The following is a 17,098-nucleotide window of genomic DNA, read 5'->3' as shown; positions in this document are numbered from 1 at the left end:
CACGCGCGGCGAGAGCTATACCCGCGCCATGTCGTCTCCCTTGACCGGCGCGCGGGCGTGTTCGCGGCTCTCCCCGCATCTGGCCGTCGGCACGCTTTCGATTCGTGAGGCGGTGCAGGCGGGGCGCGGAGCCCCCACCGGGCGCGGAGCAGACTGGACGCGCGCGATGCGCTCGTTTCAGGCGCGGCTGGCTTGGCGCGATCACTTCATGCAAAAGCTGGAGGATGAACCGGCGATCGAGCATCGCTGCCTGCACCCTGCCTACGAGGATTTGCGCCCCGCAGAGCCTGATGCCGCGCGGCTTGGCGCATGGGCGCGGGGCGAGACGGGGCTGCCCTTTGTCGATGCCTGCATGCGCTCGCTGATTGCCACCGGCTGGCTGAATTTCCGCATGCGCTCGATGCTCATGGCAGTGGCGTCCTATCACCTGTGGCTGGATTGGCGGGCGACGGGGGCGGTGCTGGCGCGGTATTTCACCGATTACGAGCCGGGCATTCACTGGTCTCAGGTGCAGATGCAGTCAGGGACAACAGGGATGAACACGATCCGCATTTATAATCCGATCAAACAGGGTTTGGATCAGGACCCGACCGGCGCATTCACGAGGGCTTGGGTGCCAGAACTGGCCGGGGTGCCGGATGCGCATTTGCAGCGGCCCTGGGATTGGGACGGGGCAGGCAGCCTGTTGGGCAAGCGATACCCCGCGCCGATTGTCGATCCGGTGGCGGCGGCGAAGGCCGCCAAAGAGGCGGTCTATGCCTGTCGCGCGGCGCATCGCGGCGATGTCGAGACGGCGCGGATCGTGCAAAAACACGCGAGCCGCAAGCGCCAGCGCCGCAAGCCGCGCAACGATGCACAGCTGAGCCTCGACCTCTAATGCCGCGCGGCCGCCGCAAATCCGACCTGCCGGTCAAGACCTGCGCCACGTGTGGTCGCCCGATGCAATGGCGGCGCAAATGGGCCAAGGTCTGGGACGAGGTGCGCCATTGCAGCGAGAGGTGCCGGCGCGCGCGCAAAGCGGCTGGTGTGGACGGGAAAACCACGGCCGGTCGGGATGCGTTTGACCGGTGACGCGACCCCCGCCCACGGCCCGGAGCATTGCGCGGAAAGGTCAAGAAACCGTGCAGGGATTTTGGGCAAACCCGCATCAGCGCACGAGAATATGTGCGCGTATTGATGTTTTGTTATTTCATTCTGCGCTATATTTTAAGCAAATGGAACGCAACGCGCCTGACCAAGAAGGACCAAAATGACTCGCCCGGTCGTCGGCATCATCGCAAACCAGTATCAGATCGACAATCGCTACCCCACCCATGCGGGCGGCACGATCAACTCTTCTGCCATGGCCGATGTGGCGGGGTGCCTGCCGCTGATCATTCCCGCTGACCCGCGCTATGTCTCGGTGGCGGAGCTTATGGACGTGTGCGACGGCTTTCTGCTGACCGGCGGGCGGCCCAATGTCCACCCCGAGGAATATGGCGAAGAGCCGACCGAGGCGCATGGCGCGTTTGACCGGGCCCGCGACGCGATCACCCTGCCGCTGGTGCGCGCCTGTCTGGAGCGGGGGCAGCCGTTTCTGGGCATCTGCCGCGGCTTTCAGGAGGTCAATGTCGCGATGGGCGGCACGCTGCACCCCGAAATCCGCGATTTGCCGGGGCGCGACAACCACCGCATGCCGCCCGAGGGCACGATGGATGAACAGTTTGCCCTGCGCCACAAGGTTCGGTTCACGCCGGGCGGCGTGTTTCACCGGCTGATGGGGGCCGAGGAAGTGATGACCAACACCCTGCACGGGCAGGGTATCGTGCGGCCCGGACATGGCGTGGTGATCGACGGCTGGGCGCATGACGACACGCCCGAGGCGCTCTATCTCGACGGCGCACGCGGCTTTACCCTCGCGGTGCAGTGGCACCCGGAATACAACGCCACGAACGATCCCGTCAGCCGCCCGCTGTTCACCGCCTTTGGCGATGCGGTGCGGGCCTGGGCGGCGGGGCAGGTGGCCCCGGTGCTGCGCAGTGCCTGACCGACACGCGGCCTAGCGCGACCACGCCGGGGCAATTTCGTCCTCGTTGCACAGCAAGGCCGCCTCGTGCCGCTTGAGGCAGGGGCGCGCGATCTCGCGATGGCGCCCCGGAGCGCTGCGCAATTCCGGGAATATCGTGAACAATTCCTCGCGGGCGGCGGCATCCACGGCTGAAAGCGCGGAGTCACCTGCATAAAAGCTCTCGGTTGCTATGCCACCGGCATAGATCACCTCGTGGCGGTCGAACATGATGTGGATATAGGTCACTGCCTCCTGTCGGGAGACCGTCACATCGCGCCCGTTCACCAGATGCTTGGCCGCGACGAGAACCTCGCTCTCGCCGAAAAGCAGCTCGGCGCGATAGCCGGTGAAAAGCAACCGGTGCTGAGGCGAAACCAACAGAGCTTCATGCCCGCCCATCACGCTTGACGCGATGGAGATGGGGGCAAAAACCCCTGTCGCGTGCACGGTTCGCTCGCCGATCCAACGCACCGGCTGCAACCCATGGTCGCGGGTTACCACCATGTCGCCAAGCCGCAGCATCTCGATCGGGCGCTCGCCCCATTGGGTGAGGATGCGCGCACCGGGGGTGAAACAGATGATATTCTCGATCTCCGAGAAATTCACCACCGCGCCATTCAGGGTGAAGGTGCCGGAAAGGCCCCCTGCCGCGTCGTCGGTATTGGTGAAGGTGATGTCGTCGCGCCCGATTTCGGGTGTCAAGACCAGCGTATCGCCCGCCGTCTCGTCACCCTCGCCGCCGATGATCGTGACGGTGCCGGTGTCGGTCTCGCCGAGATCCGTCAGAATGAACACATCGTCGCCGTCGCCACCCTCGGCACTGTCGCCCTGGCTCACGTTGATCGTGTCGTTACCGTCTTGCCCGAACAGCTGATCATTGCCGGTGCCGCCGGAAATCAGGTCATCGTCGGTCCCGCCAAAGATCGTGTCCTCCCCGGCATCGCCGGAGAGGGTGTCGTTGCCGACCCCCCCGTTCAGGATGTCGTTGCCTGCGCCGCCATCCAGCAGGTCGTTGCCGTCATCCGCGTTGACGGTGTCATTGCCAGCCCCGGCAAGGATCGTGTCATCGCCCGCCCCTGCCTCGACGCTGTCGTCATTGGTTTCGGCAAGGTTGTCGTTGGCGTCGATGCGGTCGCCCTCGGGATCGCCGATATAGTCGATATCGATGAGTTCGCCCGCTGCCGTGCCTTCGACGATTCCGTTGAGAGCGACATCGAGGACAAGATTATCGAGTGCGATACCTGTCAGGCTGCCGAAGGCCCCTGTATCGCTCGTGGTGGAGAGCGACAGGTTGCTGGTCGTCTCGGTCGCGGTGAAGTTGAAGGTCGCGGTCTGCCAGTAGGGGGCCGTTTGCCCGGTGCTGTCGATCAGGAGTGTCAGTGTTTGCGTGCCGATGGTGACGTTCAGGTTCGTGGCGCCCGCCTGATTGCTGGTGCCGTTCGAATCGTTGACGTAGAAGTCGAAGGAAAACGTATAGGTTTGGCCCGCGACAACGGATGTGTTGAGCGTGGTCGACAGCGCCTCGCGCGCCGTTCCGCCATCTCCGAACAACGTGATGTAGCCGCTACCGCCCGAGGCGTCGAGATCGGCGGGCATCCAGCCCTGATTGGCCCATTCGAAACTGCCGTCGGTCTGAAGATCGGGTGAGCCCGAGGTGATCGTCCAGCCAGAGGGGGACTGCGACCCAGCCGTGGCGGTGTTGGTTTCAAAGACACCGTTCGTGATGTGGTTCGCCATCTTAAATCTCGCACTCGTTCAAAAGCCGTTCTTTGCCTGCCTGATCACCGGGGCAGGACTCGGCCTGACTTGACCAGCGCATAGCCCCCGTTGGCCCGTCTCCATCTTGTGTGGCGGTGCCGCGCAGCGGGGATGATCCCGAGGGGGTAGTCGGGATGCGGTGCCTATTGCTGGTTTGTTCTGAGTTGAATGGCATAACTATTTGTTCTTCCTCGTACTTAACACACGGCATGCTGGCAGCATCACGACGCTAGGCAAAATGTCTGTTGATCGGGTTAAGTGGTCTGTCTAGGCGGGTCTGTGGTGGCAATTCGACATCTCAACGGCAGCGCGCGGCTGTATTTCAGGGTCACTCAGGTGCAGGGTTGCAAAAGACGTGCCTCATGGCGTTTCAGGCAGGGGCGCGCCGTGGGCCCGTAGGCTTCGGGATGGGTGCGCAATTCAGGGAAGATGCGGAACATCTCCTCGCGGGATTGATCCGAAATCGCGGCCAGACCGATATCTCCTGCGTGAAAGCTCTCGGTTGCGGCACCGTCGGCATAAATCACCTCGTGGCGATCGAGCATGACGTGGATATAGGTGACCTCGGCCTGTGGTGCCTCGGTGACGTCGCGCCCATCCACCAGGTGTTTGGCCGAGACCAGCACCTCGTCGCAGCCGAACAGCAGTTCGGCCTTGTAGCCGGTGAAGAGAAACCGGTGTTGCGGTGAGACCAGAAGCGATGCTGTCGCCCCGTCGAGCACATGCGCGGCCACGCGGATCGGGGCAAAGCGCTCGATCCCCGGCACCGTGCGACGGCCGGTCCAGCGCACTGGTTGAGGGCCATTGTCGCGGGTGATGACCAGATCGCCCGCCCTCAGGCGCTCGACAGGGCGCAGGCCGCGCGGCGTCAGGATGCGTGCGCCGGGGGTAAAGCAGATGATGTTCTCGATTTCCGAGAAGGTGACGAGGGTGCCATCGGCAAGCGTGAACGAGCCCGATAGCCCGCCCGCTGCGTCATCCGTGTTGGTGAAGGTGATGTCGTCCGGTGTCACGTCGGCATTGAGTTGAAGCGTATCGCCGGCTGTCTCGTCTCCCTCGCCACCCACGATAGTGATCGTGCCCGCGCCTGCCTCGCCGAGATCACCGATCACGAAGAGGTCGTCGCCGTCACTGCCGAACGCCACGTCGCCCTCGGCCAGAAAGAACGCATCGTTCCCGGTGCCGCCATAGATCGTATCCGCCCCGGTGCCGCCGGTCAGGGTGTCATCTCCTTCGTTGCCGAAGATCTGATCGTTGCCCGCGCCGCCGTCAATAAAATCGCCGGTTTCGTCTGCGATCGGCACCTTGAAATCGGTATCGACACGGCTCGCGGCGAGCGAGCCGTTATCCGCGCTGGTCGAGTTGAGTGAGATCGACACGATAGGTTGCGCCGAGAGCGCCGCGTTATCAGCGTTGATCGCGAGTTCAGGGGCAAGGAATGTGTCACCGGTGGTCGTCTGGAACACCACCGCTGTGATGTTCGCTGTGCTGCCATCGGCATAGGTGAGGGTGGCGTTGTAGACCTGCACGCTGTCGAGCGTGACGCTTTGCCCGCCGATGGTCACGGTTTCGGGGGTGTTAGCGTTGTCATTGTCGTCGACATTGCCCGATCCGTTAGGATCGGCGGTCGTCATGTCGAGAAGGTTTTCATAGAGCGGTGCGTCGAGAGAGCCGTAGGTGCCGAAGAGATCGGCCATGTTCTCGGAGATGCCATTGGCCTCGTTGGGATCGATATCAGCGAAATTCCCCAGGTTTATGACCTGAAACGACGTGCTGAGCGTGTTAGTGCCGCCAGTGCCGGTGAACTGTGCTGGATCGTTGCCGCCATAGAGCGTGTCGTTGCCGGAACCACCGAGGATCGAATCCTGGCCACTGCCGCCGATCACCAGATCGTCACCATCGCCTGCATCCACGGTGTCGTTGCCGGGACCAGCCTGCACCTGGTCGTTGCCGAGACCCGACGCGACCCTGTCGTTACCTGCACCTGCGTTGACCGTGTCGTCATTGCCATCCGGGCCGCCGCCCAGCCCGGTATCGACCGAGTCGCCATCCCCGTCAGTATAGGTGTCATCGATGACGTCTGCCCCGGCGGTTCCATCCACAGGGCCATTGGAGATAGAGAAGGTCGGCGCGTCCTGCACCGTTGCGGATGTGATCGTGTCCACCGGGCCGAAATCCGGCACGAAATAGACACTGCCATCGGTGGCGAGGAAAAAGACGCCTGGTTCGGACGTGTTGGTGAAGGTCTGTCCGTTCCAGGTGCCGGACCAGATCCAGTCCCCCGCACCAAGTTCGGTGTCGGTGGTGAATGTCACAAGCGGGTCGACAATGCCGTCGTTCGGATCGAGCGATCCATCACCCAGTTGTACCAGATACCCGTCGGGCATACCCGTCACTCCTGCCTCGCGGGGGGTGTGCCCCCGCCACTGTGTCAGACGCGCCAAGGCTCTTTGATGGCCTTGCTTCGCTAAGACGAGATGCGCTCCATGTGCTGTTGCATCCCGTTGTTTCCAAAATGGATACACAGCGTCTGCGGCGGCAATTGGCGGGGTTTTTGGTGAATTTGAGACAGATTGCGGCGAAAGCCTGTCTTTTCAAGCTCAGGGTTGTGTCGGCTTGTCTCAGGTGACCGCGTGGCGTGTCCGGTGCTCTGGAAGGTCCCAGAGCCGGTTCTGCATCACGTCGGTCACGATGCGAATTGCGGTCTCGACCTCGGCCTCCGAAATGTAGAGCGGGGTAAAGCCGAAGCGCATGATATCCGGCGCGCGGAAATCGCCGATCACACCGCGTGCGATCAAGGCCTGCATGGCAGCATAGCCTTCTTCAAAGCGGAACGACACCTGAGAGCCGCGCTGTGCCGGGTCGCGCGGGCTGGCCAGTGTCAGCATCGGGCAGGCGGCCTCGACCCCTTTGATGAACATCTCGCTCAGTTCGATCGAGCGGGCGCGCAGATCGTCCATGTCGACACCGTCCCAGACATCGGTCGCCGCTTCCAGTGCGGCCATGGCCAGCACCGGGGGCGTGCCGACGCGCATCCGTTCGATACCCGCGCCGGGGCGATAGGCGGGTTCAAAGGCGAAAGGCGCGTCATGGCCAAGCCAGCCCGAGAGCGCAGGAAAGGCTGTTTCTGCGTGACGAGGCGCGACATAAATGAAGGCGGGCGCACCGGGGCCGCCGTTGAGATACTTGTAGGTGCAGCCCACGGCGAAATCCGCGCCTGCGCCCGCCACATCGACCGGCAATGCCCCGGCGCTATGCGCCAGATCCCAGACCGTGAGGGCCCCCGCCGCATGCGCGCGTGCGGTCACGTCCGCCATGTCGTGCAACCGCCCGGTGCGGTAATCCACCTCCGTGATTAACGTCACCGCGACCTCATCGGTGATCGCGCCTGCCACCTCTTCCGGGGCGACGATGCGCAATTCATGGCCTCGATCAAGCGTACGGATCAGCCCCTCGGCCATGTAGAGATCGGAGGGGAAATTGCCGCTGTCGGTTAGGATCACGCGCCGGTCGGGGCGCAGTTCGAGCGCGGCGGCAAGCGCCTGATAGACTTTGATCGACAGCGTGTCGCCCAACACCACTTGGCCCGCCTCCGCCCCGATCAGCCGCGCGATGCGGTCGCCGATGTCCCGCGGCTGCGCCATCCAACCGGCGCGATTCCATCCGGTGATCAGCATCTCGCCCCATTCGTCACGCAGGGTGCCTTGCATCCGCTCCATTGCCGCGCGCGGCAGTGGGCCGAGAGAGTTTCCGTCGAGATAGATGACATCCTCGGGCATATGGAACATGGCGCGCGTTGCGGTGAAATCTGTCATCGTCGTCTCCGTTTTTCTGGTCACGTCTGCCCGAAGACCGACGGCAAATCGAGAGGGTGCGTCGTTCGACACCATGCCGCGCCCGCACTTTGCAGTCGAGAGTGGATCCTGCGCGACAGCCGGATCAAATAAACCTGTCAGGTGTCTTGCGGGTCGTCGCAGACATGCCCACTTGCCCCGTCACGGCGTGGTGTCGCCCATGGGAGTTAACGGATTGGACTATCTCTATCTTCTGGCCGGTCTTGCCGGTCTCTTGATCGGTGGCGAGGCGCTCGTGCGGGGCAGCGTGGGGATTGCGCGGCGGCTTGCAATGCCGCCCTTGTCGATCGGTTTGACCGTGGTCGGCTTCGGTACGTCCACGCCGGAACTGCTGGTGTCGGTGGATGCCGCCTGGCGCGGCGTGCCGGATATCGCGCTTGGCAATGTTCTGGGCTCGAACATCGCCAATATCCTGCTGATTGTCGGGATCTCGGCGCTGGTCTGGCCGATCAGGGTACAGGGACGCGCGCTGTCGCGCGATCTGGGCGTAATGCTGGCCGCAGCCTTGACGCTGGTGCCGATCTTTGCACTGGGGCAGATGGGGCGGCCTGCCGGTCTGATCCTGTTCGCCGGTCTTGTGGCCTATCTGGTCTGGGCGTACCGCCAGCCGGGCGAGGCTGCGGCCGATCTTCCGGGGGCCACCGGATCGGGGCTGATGTCAGCGCTGACGGTTCTGGGCGGGTTGATCGCGCTCATGCTGGGCGCGCGGTTTCTGGTGGATGGCGCGGTTTCCATCGCACGGGGCTATGGCATTTCAGAGGCCTTCATCGGGCTGACCATCGTCGCCGTCGGCACATCACTGCCGGAGCTTGCCACCTCCCTGATTGCGGCGCTGCGGCGGCAGTCGGAGATCGCGATCGGAAATATCGTGGGCTCCAATATCTTCAATATCCTCGGAATTCTCGGGGCGACGGCGGTCATCGCGCCGATCCCGGTGGCCGGGCGCTTTCTGGCCTTCGACCTGCCGGTGATGATCGCGGTGTCGCTGTTGCTGGCTGGCCTTCTGCTGATGCGGCCGGTCATCGGGCGCAGCACCGGTGCGCTGATGCTGGCGGGCTATGGGACCTATGTGTGGCTGGCGCAGGGATGAGCCTCTCAGAACTGCCCGCCCGCGATCTCGATGGCCTGACCGTTGACGCTGCCTGATCCCGGCCCGCAAAGCCAGAGCACCGCTTGGGCCACCTCGTCGGGGGCGATCAGGCGGTTGTGGCGGTTTGCGCTGATCATCATGGCGCGGGCCTCATCGGTCGAGACGCCCGCGCGTTCGGAGATCGCGGTGACATTGCGGCTGACGATTTCGGTATCGACATAGCCGGGACAGATCGCGTTGAAGGTCAGCGGCGTGCCGAGATAATCCTCGCTCAGGGCTCGGATCAGACCGATCATGCCGTGCTTGCTGGCACTATAGGCCGAGGCACCTTTCAGCCCCTTGAGCCCGGCAATCGAGGAGATCGCGATGACCCGGCCCCAATCGGTCTTGCGCATCGCGGTCAGGCATTCGCGCACGGTATAGAAGGCCCCGTCGAGATTGGTCGCCATCATATGCCGCCAGAACGCCGCGTCGGTCTTGTGCAGGGCGCGACCCTCGGCGATGCCCGCGTTCGGAATGCAGATTTGCACCGGGCCGCGTGCGGCGACTGCGGCGGCGACACCCTCGACAACCTGGCGCTCGTCGGTCACGTCCATCGTGAGCGGGTGCAGGCCGCCGCCCGCCACCTCTTCAAGAATCCCGGCGCGTCGCCCGGTGATCGTGACCTCTGCCCCCTCTGCCGCGAGCGCGCGGGCAATCGCCAGACCGATACCGCTGCCACCGCCGGTGATCAGCGCGTGTTTACCACCAAGTGCCATATTGCCTCCCTAATCTCAGGCGCTACTGTAGCAACGCGCCCGAGGGTGACAACCGCAGAGAAAAGGATGCCGTGCGAATGCTCAAATGGATCGACATGCCGCCGGTCTGGCTTTTGGCGTTTCTCGTCGTCGCGTGGGTGCAGGCCACGCATTATCCCATGGGACTTGGCTTTGGTGAGACATGGGCGGATCTGCTGGGCGGGCTCCTGGTGGGGGGTGGTCTGCTGCTCATCGTGATGGCGGCGATGGAATTCCGGCGCTACAAGACCTCCATCGTGCCGCATGAGACGCCCGAGCGCCTGATCCAGTCCGGAATCTTCAAACGGTCGCGCAATCCGATCTATCTGGGCGATGCGCTGATCCTCGCCGGGCTGATCCTGAGATGGGACGCGGTTTTGTCCTTGCCGCTGATTCCCGTCTTCCTCTGGGTGATCGAAAAACGCTTTGTCATTCCCGAAGAGGACCGGATGCGCCGCACATTCCGCATGGATTTCGCCCGATATTGCGAAAAAACCAGACGTTGGGTGTAGAAACCGCGACAATCTTGATATCGCCACTCGTGAAATAGTGTGAAATAACGACCTTCGGGATAAGGAAACCGGCATACCGCGATAGCGGAGCCACAAGAACACGTGATCTGCCAAGGGGGGACACAGATTTGAAGATCGGAACGCCAAAGGAAGTGCTCGACGGTGAGAACCGGGTGGCGATGACGCCTGACTCGGCCCTGCAATTGCAAAAACTCGGATATGACTGCGCCATCGAAGCCGGGGCCGGGGTTGCCGCAGGTTTTTCGGACGCCGCCTATAAGGAGGCCGGTGTCGAGGTGATCAAGAGCGCGGCACAGCTCTACAAGGCCGCCGATGTCGTGGCCAAGGTGCGCCCGCCCACCGAGACCGAGGCCAAGCGCCTGCGCGAGGGGCAATTGCTGATCTCCTTCTTCTGGCCTGCGCAGAATGAAGAGCAGATGAAGACGATCGCCGACAAGGGCACGTCTGTCATCGCGATGGACATGGTGCCGCGCATCAGCCGCGCGCAGAAGATGGACGCGCTCAGCTCGATGGCCAATATCGCCGGCTATCGCGCCGTGATCGAGGCGGGCAACAACTTTGGCCGGTTCTTCACCGGGCAGATCACTGCGGCGGGCAAGGTGCCCCCCGCGAAGGTGTTGATCGTCGGCGCGGGCGTGGCGGGTCTGGCCGCCATCGGCACCTCCACGAGCCTCGGTGCGATCACCTACGCGTTCGACGTGCGCCCCGAAGTGGCCGAACAGGTCGAATCGATGGGCGCCGAATTTGTCTATCTCGATTTCGAGGAAGAGCAGCAGGACGGCTCGGCTTCGGGTGGCTATGCCTCGGTCTCCAGCCCCGAATTCCGCGAGGCGCAGCTTGCCAAGTTCCGCGAGCTTGCCCCCGAGGTCGATATCGTCATCACAACCGCCCTCATTCCTAACCGTGAAGCGCCCGAGCTTTGGACCGAGGACATGGTCAAGGCGATGAAGCGCGGCTCGGTGATCGTCGATCTGGCGGCGGAAAAAGGCGGCAACTGCAAGATGACGGTGATGGACGACAAGATCGTCACCGACAATGGCGTGACGATCATCGGATATACCGACTTCCCGAGCCGGATGGCGACGCAATCCTCGACGCTTTACGCCACCAACATCCGCCACATGATGACGGACCTCACGCCCGAAAAGGACGGTCAGGTCAATCACAACATGGAGGATGACGTGATCCGGGGCGCGACGGTGACCCATGCAGGCGAGGTGACCTTCCCGCCACCACCGCCCAAGGTCGCGGCGATTGCCGCGCAAAAACCCAAGGAAAAGGTCAAGGAGCTGACGCCGGAAGAGCGCCGCGCACAGGAAGTTGCGGCCTTCAAGGCGCAGACCAAGAACCAGGTCACGCTGCTCACGGTCGGGGCGGTGCTACTGCTGGCCGTGGGTCTGGTGGCCCCTGCCAGCTTCATGCAGCATTTCATCGTCTTCGTGCTGTCGGTCTTTGTCGGCTTCCAGGTGATCTGGGGCGTCAGTCACAGCCTGCACACGCCGCTGATGGCGGTCACCAATGCGATCTCGTCGATCATCATCCTGGGCGCGCTGATGCAGATCGGATCAAGCTCGATCCTGATCACCATCCTCGCCGCCGCGGCGGTGTTCATGGCCTCGATCAACATTATCGGCGGCTTCCTCGTGACACGGCGCATGCTCGCCATGTTCCAGAAATCCTGATCGGAGGCGACAATGGATTACGGATTTACCATTGCGGCCTACGTGGTCGCGGCGATTCTCTTCATCCTCAGCCTCGGTGGTCTGAGCGGTCAGGAAAGCGCCAAGCGTGCCGTCTGGTACGGCATCACCGGCATGGCCATCGCGGTCATCGCCACATTGATCGGGCCGGGGCAGGGGCTGTGGCTCTTGTCGCTGATCCTCATCGCGGGCGGCGGCCTCATCGGCTATCAGCTGGCGACGCGCGTGCAAATGACGCAGATGCCCGAATTGGTGGCGATCATGCACAGCCTTGTCGGCCTCGCTGCGGTCTTTGTGGGCTTCAATGCCGATATCGAACTGGGCCGGGTGGCGGCGGCGTTTGCCGATGAGGGCTTTGCCTTCCCGCGCCCCGAGACGGCGGTGGCCGAGGCAACGGCCTTTGCCAAGACCTTCTCCGGCTTTGCCGCCATCGTGGCCAAGAAGACGGCGGTCGAGGTCAGCATTCTGCGGGTCGAGCTGGTGCTTGGCGTGTGGATCGGCGCGGTGACCTTCACCGGTTCGGTGATCGCCTACGGCAAGCTGGCGGGCAAGGTCGACTCGGCCGCCAAGAAGCTGCCGGGCGGGCATATGCTCAATGCCACGGCGGCGGGCCTGTCGCTGCTCTTTGCCGCGATGTATCTGGGCGGGGCCGGTATCTGGACGCTGGTGGCGCTGACGCTTCTGGCGCTCTTCATCGGGTATCACCTGATCATGGGGATCGGCGGCGCCGACATGCCCGTCGTCGTCTCGATGCTCAACAGCTACTCGGGCTGGGCGGCGGCGGCGATCGGCTTCAGCCTCGGCAATGACCTTCTGATCGTGGTCGGCGCGCTTGTGGGCTCCTCGGGTGCGATCCTGAGCTACATCATGTGCAAGGCGATGAACCGTCAGTTCGTCAGCGTGATCCTTGGCGGCTTTGGCGGCGCGTCGGGCCCGGCGGCGGAGATCGAGGGCGAGCAGATCGCCATCGACGCCGACGGCGTGGCCAACGCGCTCAACGAGGCAGATTCGGTCATCATCGTGCCGGGCTACGGCATGGCGGTGGCGCAGGCGCAGGGCGCGGTGAGCGAGTTGACCAACAAGCTGCGCGCCCGTGGCAAGAACGTCCGCTTTGCCATCCATCCGGTTGCGGGCCGTCTTCCGGGGCATATGAACGTGCTGCTGGCCGAGGCCAAGGTGCCCTATGACATCGTCATGGAGATGGACGAGATCAACGAGGATTTCCCGGATACGGACGTGGTGATCGTCATCGGCTCCAACGATATCGTCAACCCGGCGGCGCAGGACGACCCCAACTCTCCCATTGCCGGGATGCCGGTTCTGGAAGTGTGGAAGGCCAAGCAGGTGTTCGTCTCCAAGCGCGGTCAGGGCACCGGCTATTCCGGCATCGAGAACCCGCTCTTCTTCAAGGAGAACACCCGCATGTTCTACGGCGATGCCAAGGACAGCATCTCGAGCCTGCTGAGCAAGGTGGACTGACGCCCGCGTTGATACGCGACCGAGACGGGGCGTCCTGCGGGACGCCCCTTTTCATATGGGCGGTCGAGACTGTAAGGCGCTCGCCAAGGTTCGCAGACGGGCGGGATAGCCGTACGCATGGGGCGCATGCGACGCGGAACAGGCGCGGATCGTGTCGGCATGGCCAGAATGGGCCTTTGCGTGCGATAAAAACCTTTCACTTCCACGCGGATCGGTAGTGTCTCAGTTTGAAATTTGACCATGCGCCAAGCAAATACCATGTTATGCTTAGGGCAAATTATTTAGGAAACGCTATGCCGACTGGACCCAAGGGGCAGAAACGCCCCACAGATGTGATCGGAAACGCTGTTATGGTTGCAAGGATTGCAACAGGTGAATGTCATGAAAATTCTGACTCAAAGTCAGAAAATGCCCACAAAAAACCTATTGGGAAAAATACACCTAACCTTGACGATTCTACTTCTTAGCTATTCCCGCTTTTATTTGATCAGAGATGTTTTTCATCCGGTCCTCATCGTAAGGAATCTCGCAGCCAGTTTCCGATTCAATTGCGGAAACTGCACTCGACAATACTGATTGAAGCATTTTTAACGTCTTATGAGACATAAAAACGCCAGTCTGGTCTTCCGGTTCCCCCTTAGAATTTTCTAGCGCAAAGAAAATTTTAACGGAGTGATCTGATATTCCTATCGTAATAGATTCGCACGGGTAAACCCTTACGCCTCTGCTAGTGCCTTCACTGGACATACTTCATTTCCTCCCGGCGCGTGGCTGAACTTGACTCATAGACTGTAGGTGCGGTTTTACTCTTAATTGATCTATGCCAACTATTGGGGCGGATGGGCAAAGTGGAGAAAGACACCGGACTTGTCGATATCATCTCCACGACTCGCTTCGCCTCAGAGGGATCTTTATCATCTTCGAATTTGGGAACCGCAGTATCCGCGATTTCCTGTAGGGAACTACGCAACATCTTGCTAAATGGCACAAATTTAACCTCTAAAGCCACGTCATAAGCTTCCGCTATTCTCCGCAGAGTTGTAAGAGTGACGTCATGGCAGTCTGTTTCCAATTTCGATATTCTAGGTTGCGCCATCTTCAACGCCTCAGAGGCATCTTTTTGCGTCCACCCTCGGGATGTTCTCAAGGTGAATATCTGTATCGCCAGTCTTTCACTGACGATAGAGTTTGCAAAAGTATGACGAAAAGACTTTGATGAGAACTTGCCCCATAAAGCCTTCATTTTATCAAACTTCTTCAATACTTCCTTCATCTCGTTCCCATTCTGTTGCTAAGTTCTTGCCGCGCTCCAGGTCGCCTTTTGGGAGCCGTGAACCTTTCTCAATCGCACCACACAATATAATTATTTTCTTATCTTGGGCAACAACGCATAGCGGGCGAAGTTGTTTTTTATCGCCTCTTATTTTCAGCTCTTTTAGCTCGTGCCCTTTAAGTTTTTTCAGTGTTTCAGGCGGCAACCTCCCAGACACCATCTGAATGACTGCAATTTTAGCTTCTACGGCCGCAATGTCATTTTCTGTGATTTCCTTGGAGTCAAGCCATTCGTCGTAGGGGCACCGCCCGTTCGCTTTTACAAACTTAAACACTCTCCAAGTCTCCATGAAATTACTCAACGATAAGAATTCCTCGAAGTCTAGCACAATGAGCATATATAAAATGATATTTTTCAAACTGAACTTATTTACAATGGCAGGAATTTATAACAATAATATTATATGAACAAGTTGCCCGCACATAAGCGCGTTATGATCCTGAACATGCTGATTGAAGGCATGTCGATGCGCTCAATTTCCCGCACTGTTGGTGTTTCTATCAACACCGTGTCTAAGCTGTTGGTAGAGGCGGGTGAAGCCTGCGCCGCTTACCATGACGAGACTGTCCGAAACGTAAATGCGCAGCGCGTCCAGTGCGATGAAATCTGGTCTTTTGTCTATGCCAAAGACAAAAACGTCAAAACCGCCAAGGCTGCACCGGACGGCGCTGGCGACGTGTGGACATGGACCGCGATTGACGCGGATAGCAAAATGATCCTGTCCTATGAGGTTGGTGATCGGTCAGCAGCGACCGCGATTGAATTCATGGATGATCTGTGTGCTCGACTTGCTAGCCGCGTGCAACTTACCACAGACGGCCACAGGGCGTATCTGGAAGCCGTAGAAGGTGCATTTGGCGGTGATATTGATTACGCTATGCTGGTGAAGATTTACGGCGATCTTGGCGGCAAGACCGCAGAGCGCAAGTATTCCCCTGCTGAGTGCACCGGCATTCGGAAGCGCGCAGTCGAAGGTCGCCCCGATGAGGCACACATCAGCACGTCATATGTCGAGCGCCAGAACCTGACGATGCGTATGGGCATGCGCCGCTTTACTCGCCTGACTAATGGCTTTTCAAAGAAGCTGGAAAACCACCTGCACATGCTTTCGCTTTACTTCGTGCACTACAATTTTGTGCGGGTGCACAAGTCGCTACGCATGACGCCTGCAATGGCGGCTGGCGTGTCCGACACGCTGCACGACATGGAATGGATCGTCGGCCTTATAGACGCCCAAGCGCCCGCGCCCAAGAAGCGCGGCCCCTACAAAAAGCGTCAGCCGGAAATTTCAAACTGAGACACTACCCGCGGATCGGGCCACTTGACGACCAGTTCCGGCCTCCACGAGCTAGAACATCGGTGCTGTCTGGCGCGGCGGCCCCTTGGATCAAGGCATCCGGCCCCGCCGCTGTTGTGACGGCGCGCCGTCATTTGCCGACAATGGCCACCCCCGTGCCATGCTCTGGCCAGAAACCGCGCTTACCGCTGGAGCCCACGCAATGGAAAAGGTGGCCGCTGTTCCGGCACGGTGATGTAGTCCTATGTTGAAAAGTATCGTCGCGCTGTCTTTCGCGATCCTCCTGCCGAGGATCCTGCTGATTCCGGTCTTCGTGATCCTGCTTGGCCTTGCGATGTTGGCGCTGGTTCTGATCACCCTCGGGCTGGCGGTGATCTCCCCCTTCATCGCGGTCATCGTCGCCGTCATTCTCGGGCTGTCGCTGGCCATGATTCCGATCATTATCGGGATCAGGCTCGGGTTCACCGCGCGGGGTCACGATGTGACGGGCACTTATGGGGGCCTTGTCCTGCCGGGGGCGATTTATGGCGCTGTCGAGGCGGTCGGCTATCTTTTCGTTACGCTGTCGGCCACCGTGATCCTGGTGCTGATCTCATCGACGGTGCCGCCGGCCGAGCTTCTGGCCCTGCTGCGCGCGGGCGGTGTCGAGGCCATCGAGGGCGTCCTGCAGACCGGCACCTTGCCAGCGGGCATTCTGGCCGTCATCAGCTTTCTGGCGGCCTCGGCGCTGCGGGCGGCGATTTTGGTGCCGTTGGCCGGGGCGGCGTCGGGGCGCGATGCCAATGGCAGCCCGCATATCCCGCTGGCGGGATTCGGCACCGGCTTCGTGCCGCTGACGCTGCTTGTCTGCGCCTCTTACGTCCTGTTTCCGCTTCTGATCATGGGGTTTTTCGCGCTGCTGTCCTTGCTTGGCATGGGCGATGCCCTGCAGGAGTCCATGGCCGCCCTGCGCAGGCTGGAGGAGGGTGGCTGGTCGGCGATCGGCTGGCGCGAGGGGCTGATCCTGGCAGGGGTGTGGACCTGCTGGATCTGGATCTTCTGCCTGCAATGCGCAGGGGCGGTGCTGTTTTTCCTGCGCGGCGGCGATGGGACGGACGCCGCGCCGCGCGCTGTGCGGCCCGAAGCGCCGCCCGCCTCCCACATGGCGCCGCAGGATCTGCGGGCGCTGCGCAAGAGCCGCTCGCAGCTCGGCTGACGCGTCATGCCGGAAGCTGAGCTTCAGGTTTTTGGC

15 protein-coding genes are annotated in these 17,098 nt (G+C 61.3%); 9 read left to right on the top strand and 6 right to left on the bottom strand.

Annotated features, from left to right (window positions below):
* Positions 1-166: 166 nt before the first annotated feature.
* The 3 genes from PVU19_RS19415 (at position 167) to PVU19_RS17985 (ending at position 2,026) form a co-directional block, all read left to right on the top strand.
* Entirely contained in the window at positions 167-877 is a 711-nt protein-coding gene (locus tag PVU19_RS19415) for an FAD-binding domain-containing protein (protein WP_420833274.1), read from the top strand.
* Positions 877-1,071, top strand: coding sequence for a DUF2256 domain-containing protein (locus tag PVU19_RS17990; protein ID WP_050661499.1), 195 nt, complete (start codon positions 877-879; stop codon positions 1,069-1,071). Before PVU19_RS19415 ends, PVU19_RS17990 begins: the two co-directional genes overlap by 1 nt.
* A 178-nt stretch (positions 1,072-1,249) precedes the next feature.
* A complete protein-coding gene (locus PVU19_RS17985; RefSeq protein WP_050661498.1) occupies positions 1,250-2,026 on the top strand; it encodes a gamma-glutamyl-gamma-aminobutyrate hydrolase family protein in 777 nt (258 codons plus the stop codon).
* Between the two features lie 12 nt (positions 2,027-2,038).
* Here PVU19_RS17985 and PVU19_RS17980 read toward each other — a convergent pair whose 3' ends face one another.
* From PVU19_RS17980 to kynU, 3 genes are all read right to left on the bottom strand, one after another.
* Positions 2,039-3,784 (bottom strand): Hint domain-containing protein, encoded by a 1,746-nt coding sequence (locus PVU19_RS17980; RefSeq protein ID WP_050661497.1) that lies wholly within the window; start codon positions 3,782-3,784, stop codon positions 2,039-2,041.
* A gap of 353 nt (positions 3,785-4,137) precedes the next feature.
* Positions 4,138-6,192: a Hint domain-containing protein gene (locus PVU19_RS17975; protein ID WP_050661496.1), complete on the bottom strand. Its 2,055-nt coding sequence runs from the start codon at positions 6,190-6,192 to the stop codon at positions 4,138-4,140.
* 234 nt (positions 6,193-6,426) lie between these two features.
* Positions 6,427-7,620 carry a kynureninase gene (gene kynU / locus PVU19_RS17970; protein WP_050661495.1) on the bottom strand — a complete coding sequence of 398 codons (1,194 nt, stop codon included), beginning with the start codon at positions 7,618-7,620 and terminating at the stop codon, positions 6,427-6,429.
* 199 nt (positions 7,621-7,819) lie between these two features.
* On the opposite strand from kynU, the gene PVU19_RS17965 reads away from it, so the two are divergent.
* Positions 7,820-8,749 (top strand): calcium/sodium antiporter, encoded by a 930-nt coding sequence (locus PVU19_RS17965; protein ID WP_420833236.1) that lies wholly within the window; start codon positions 7,820-7,822, stop codon positions 8,747-8,749.
* A gap of 5 nt (positions 8,750-8,754) precedes the next feature.
* Here the strand turns inward: PVU19_RS17965 and PVU19_RS17960 are convergent, their stop codons facing one another.
* A complete protein-coding gene (locus PVU19_RS17960) occupies positions 8,755-9,507 on the bottom strand; it encodes an SDR family NAD(P)-dependent oxidoreductase (RefSeq protein WP_050661493.1) in 753 nt (250 codons plus the stop codon).
* A 77-nt stretch (positions 9,508-9,584) separates the two neighbouring features.
* Here PVU19_RS17960 and PVU19_RS17955 point away from each other — a divergent pair, with 77 nt between their 5' ends.
* The 3 genes from PVU19_RS17955 (at position 9,585) to PVU19_RS17945 (ending at position 13,237) form a co-directional block, all read left to right on the top strand.
* The gene (locus PVU19_RS17955; protein ID WP_235575669.1) at positions 9,585-10,037 is read left to right on the top strand and encodes a methyltransferase family protein; all 453 of its coding nucleotides are present in this window, start codon (positions 9,585-9,587) and stop codon (positions 10,035-10,037) included.
* Between the two features lie 128 nt (positions 10,038-10,165).
* The gene (locus tag PVU19_RS17950) at positions 10,166-11,740 is read left to right on the top strand and encodes a Re/Si-specific NAD(P)(+) transhydrogenase subunit alpha (RefSeq protein WP_050661492.1); all 1,575 of its coding nucleotides are present in this window, start codon (positions 10,166-10,168) and stop codon (positions 11,738-11,740) included.
* Positions 11,741-11,752: 12 nt separating this feature from the next.
* Entirely contained in the window at positions 11,753-13,237 is a 1,485-nt protein-coding gene (locus PVU19_RS17945) for an NAD(P)(+) transhydrogenase (Re/Si-specific) subunit beta (protein ID WP_050661491.1), read from the top strand.
* A 736-nt stretch (positions 13,238-13,973) separates the two neighbouring features.
* Here the strand turns inward: PVU19_RS17945 and PVU19_RS17940 are convergent.
* Together PVU19_RS17940 and PVU19_RS17935 are read right to left on the bottom strand one after the other, a co-directional pair.
* Positions 13,974-14,510: a helix-turn-helix domain-containing protein gene (locus PVU19_RS17940; RefSeq protein ID WP_082237375.1), complete on the bottom strand. Its 537-nt coding sequence runs from the start codon at positions 14,508-14,510 to the stop codon at positions 13,974-13,976.
* Positions 14,485-14,928 (bottom strand): type II toxin-antitoxin system RelE/ParE family toxin, encoded by a 444-nt coding sequence (locus PVU19_RS17935; protein WP_152911581.1) that lies wholly within the window; start codon positions 14,926-14,928, stop codon positions 14,485-14,487. Before PVU19_RS17935 ends, PVU19_RS17940 begins: the two co-directional genes overlap by 26 nt.
* A gap of 45 nt (positions 14,929-14,973) precedes the next feature.
* Between PVU19_RS17935 and PVU19_RS17930 the strand changes: the two genes are divergently transcribed.
* Together PVU19_RS17930 and PVU19_RS17925 are read left to right on the top strand one after the other, a co-directional pair.
* Complete coding sequence (locus tag PVU19_RS17930; protein ID WP_050661489.1) at positions 14,974-15,867, top strand: transposase; 894 nt, start codon at positions 14,974-14,976, stop codon at positions 15,865-15,867.
* 247 nt (positions 15,868-16,114) lie between these two features.
* Complete coding sequence (locus PVU19_RS17925; protein ID WP_152911580.1) at positions 16,115-17,062, top strand: hypothetical protein; 948 nt, start codon at positions 16,115-16,117, stop codon at positions 17,060-17,062.
* The last annotated feature ends 36 nt before the right edge of the window (positions 17,063-17,098 follow it).

The organism is Roseovarius tolerans, assembly GCF_028885395.1.
GTDB lineage: Bacteria > Pseudomonadota > Alphaproteobacteria > Rhodobacterales > Rhodobacteraceae > Roseovarius > Roseovarius tolerans.
This window is presented reverse-complemented; position numbering and strand designations above follow the sequence as displayed.

Excerpts from the sequence above, each read along its gene's own strand:
- PVU19_RS19415 (WP_420833274.1), top strand. The coding sequence starts at position 167 with ATGCGCTCGTTTCAGGCGCGGCTGGCTTGGCGCGATCACTTCATGCAA.
- PVU19_RS17990 (WP_050661499.1), top strand. The coding sequence starts at position 877 with ATGCCGCGCGGCCGCCGCAAATCCGACCTGCCGGTCAAGACCTGCGCC.
- PVU19_RS17985 (WP_050661498.1), top strand. The coding sequence starts at position 1,250 with ATGACTCGCCCGGTCGTCGGCATCATCGCAAACCAGTATCAGATCGAC.
- PVU19_RS17980 (WP_050661497.1), bottom strand. The coding sequence starts at position 3,784 with ATGGCGAACCACATCACGAACGGTGTCTTTGAAACCAACACCGCCACG.
- PVU19_RS17975 (WP_050661496.1), bottom strand. The coding sequence starts at position 6,192 with ATGCCCGACGGGTATCTGGTACAACTGGGTGATGGATCGCTCGATCCG.
- kynU (WP_050661495.1), bottom strand. The coding sequence starts at position 7,620 with ATGACAGATTTCACCGCAACGCGCGCCATGTTCCATATGCCCGAGGAT.
- PVU19_RS17965 (WP_420833236.1), top strand. The coding sequence starts at position 7,820 with ATGGGAGTTAACGGATTGGACTATCTCTATCTTCTGGCCGGTCTTGCC.
- PVU19_RS17960 (WP_050661493.1), bottom strand. The coding sequence starts at position 9,507 with ATGGCACTTGGTGGTAAACACGCGCTGATCACCGGCGGTGGCAGCGGT.
- PVU19_RS17955 (WP_235575669.1), top strand. The coding sequence starts at position 9,585 with ATGCTCAAATGGATCGACATGCCGCCGGTCTGGCTTTTGGCGTTTCTC.
- PVU19_RS17945 (WP_050661491.1), top strand. The coding sequence starts at position 11,753 with ATGGATTACGGATTTACCATTGCGGCCTACGTGGTCGCGGCGATTCTC.
- PVU19_RS17940 (WP_082237375.1), bottom strand. The coding sequence starts at position 14,510 with ATGAAGGAAGTATTGAAGAAGTTTGATAAAATGAAGGCTTTATGGGGC.
- PVU19_RS17930 (WP_050661489.1), top strand. The coding sequence starts at position 14,974 with ATGAACAAGTTGCCCGCACATAAGCGCGTTATGATCCTGAACATGCTG.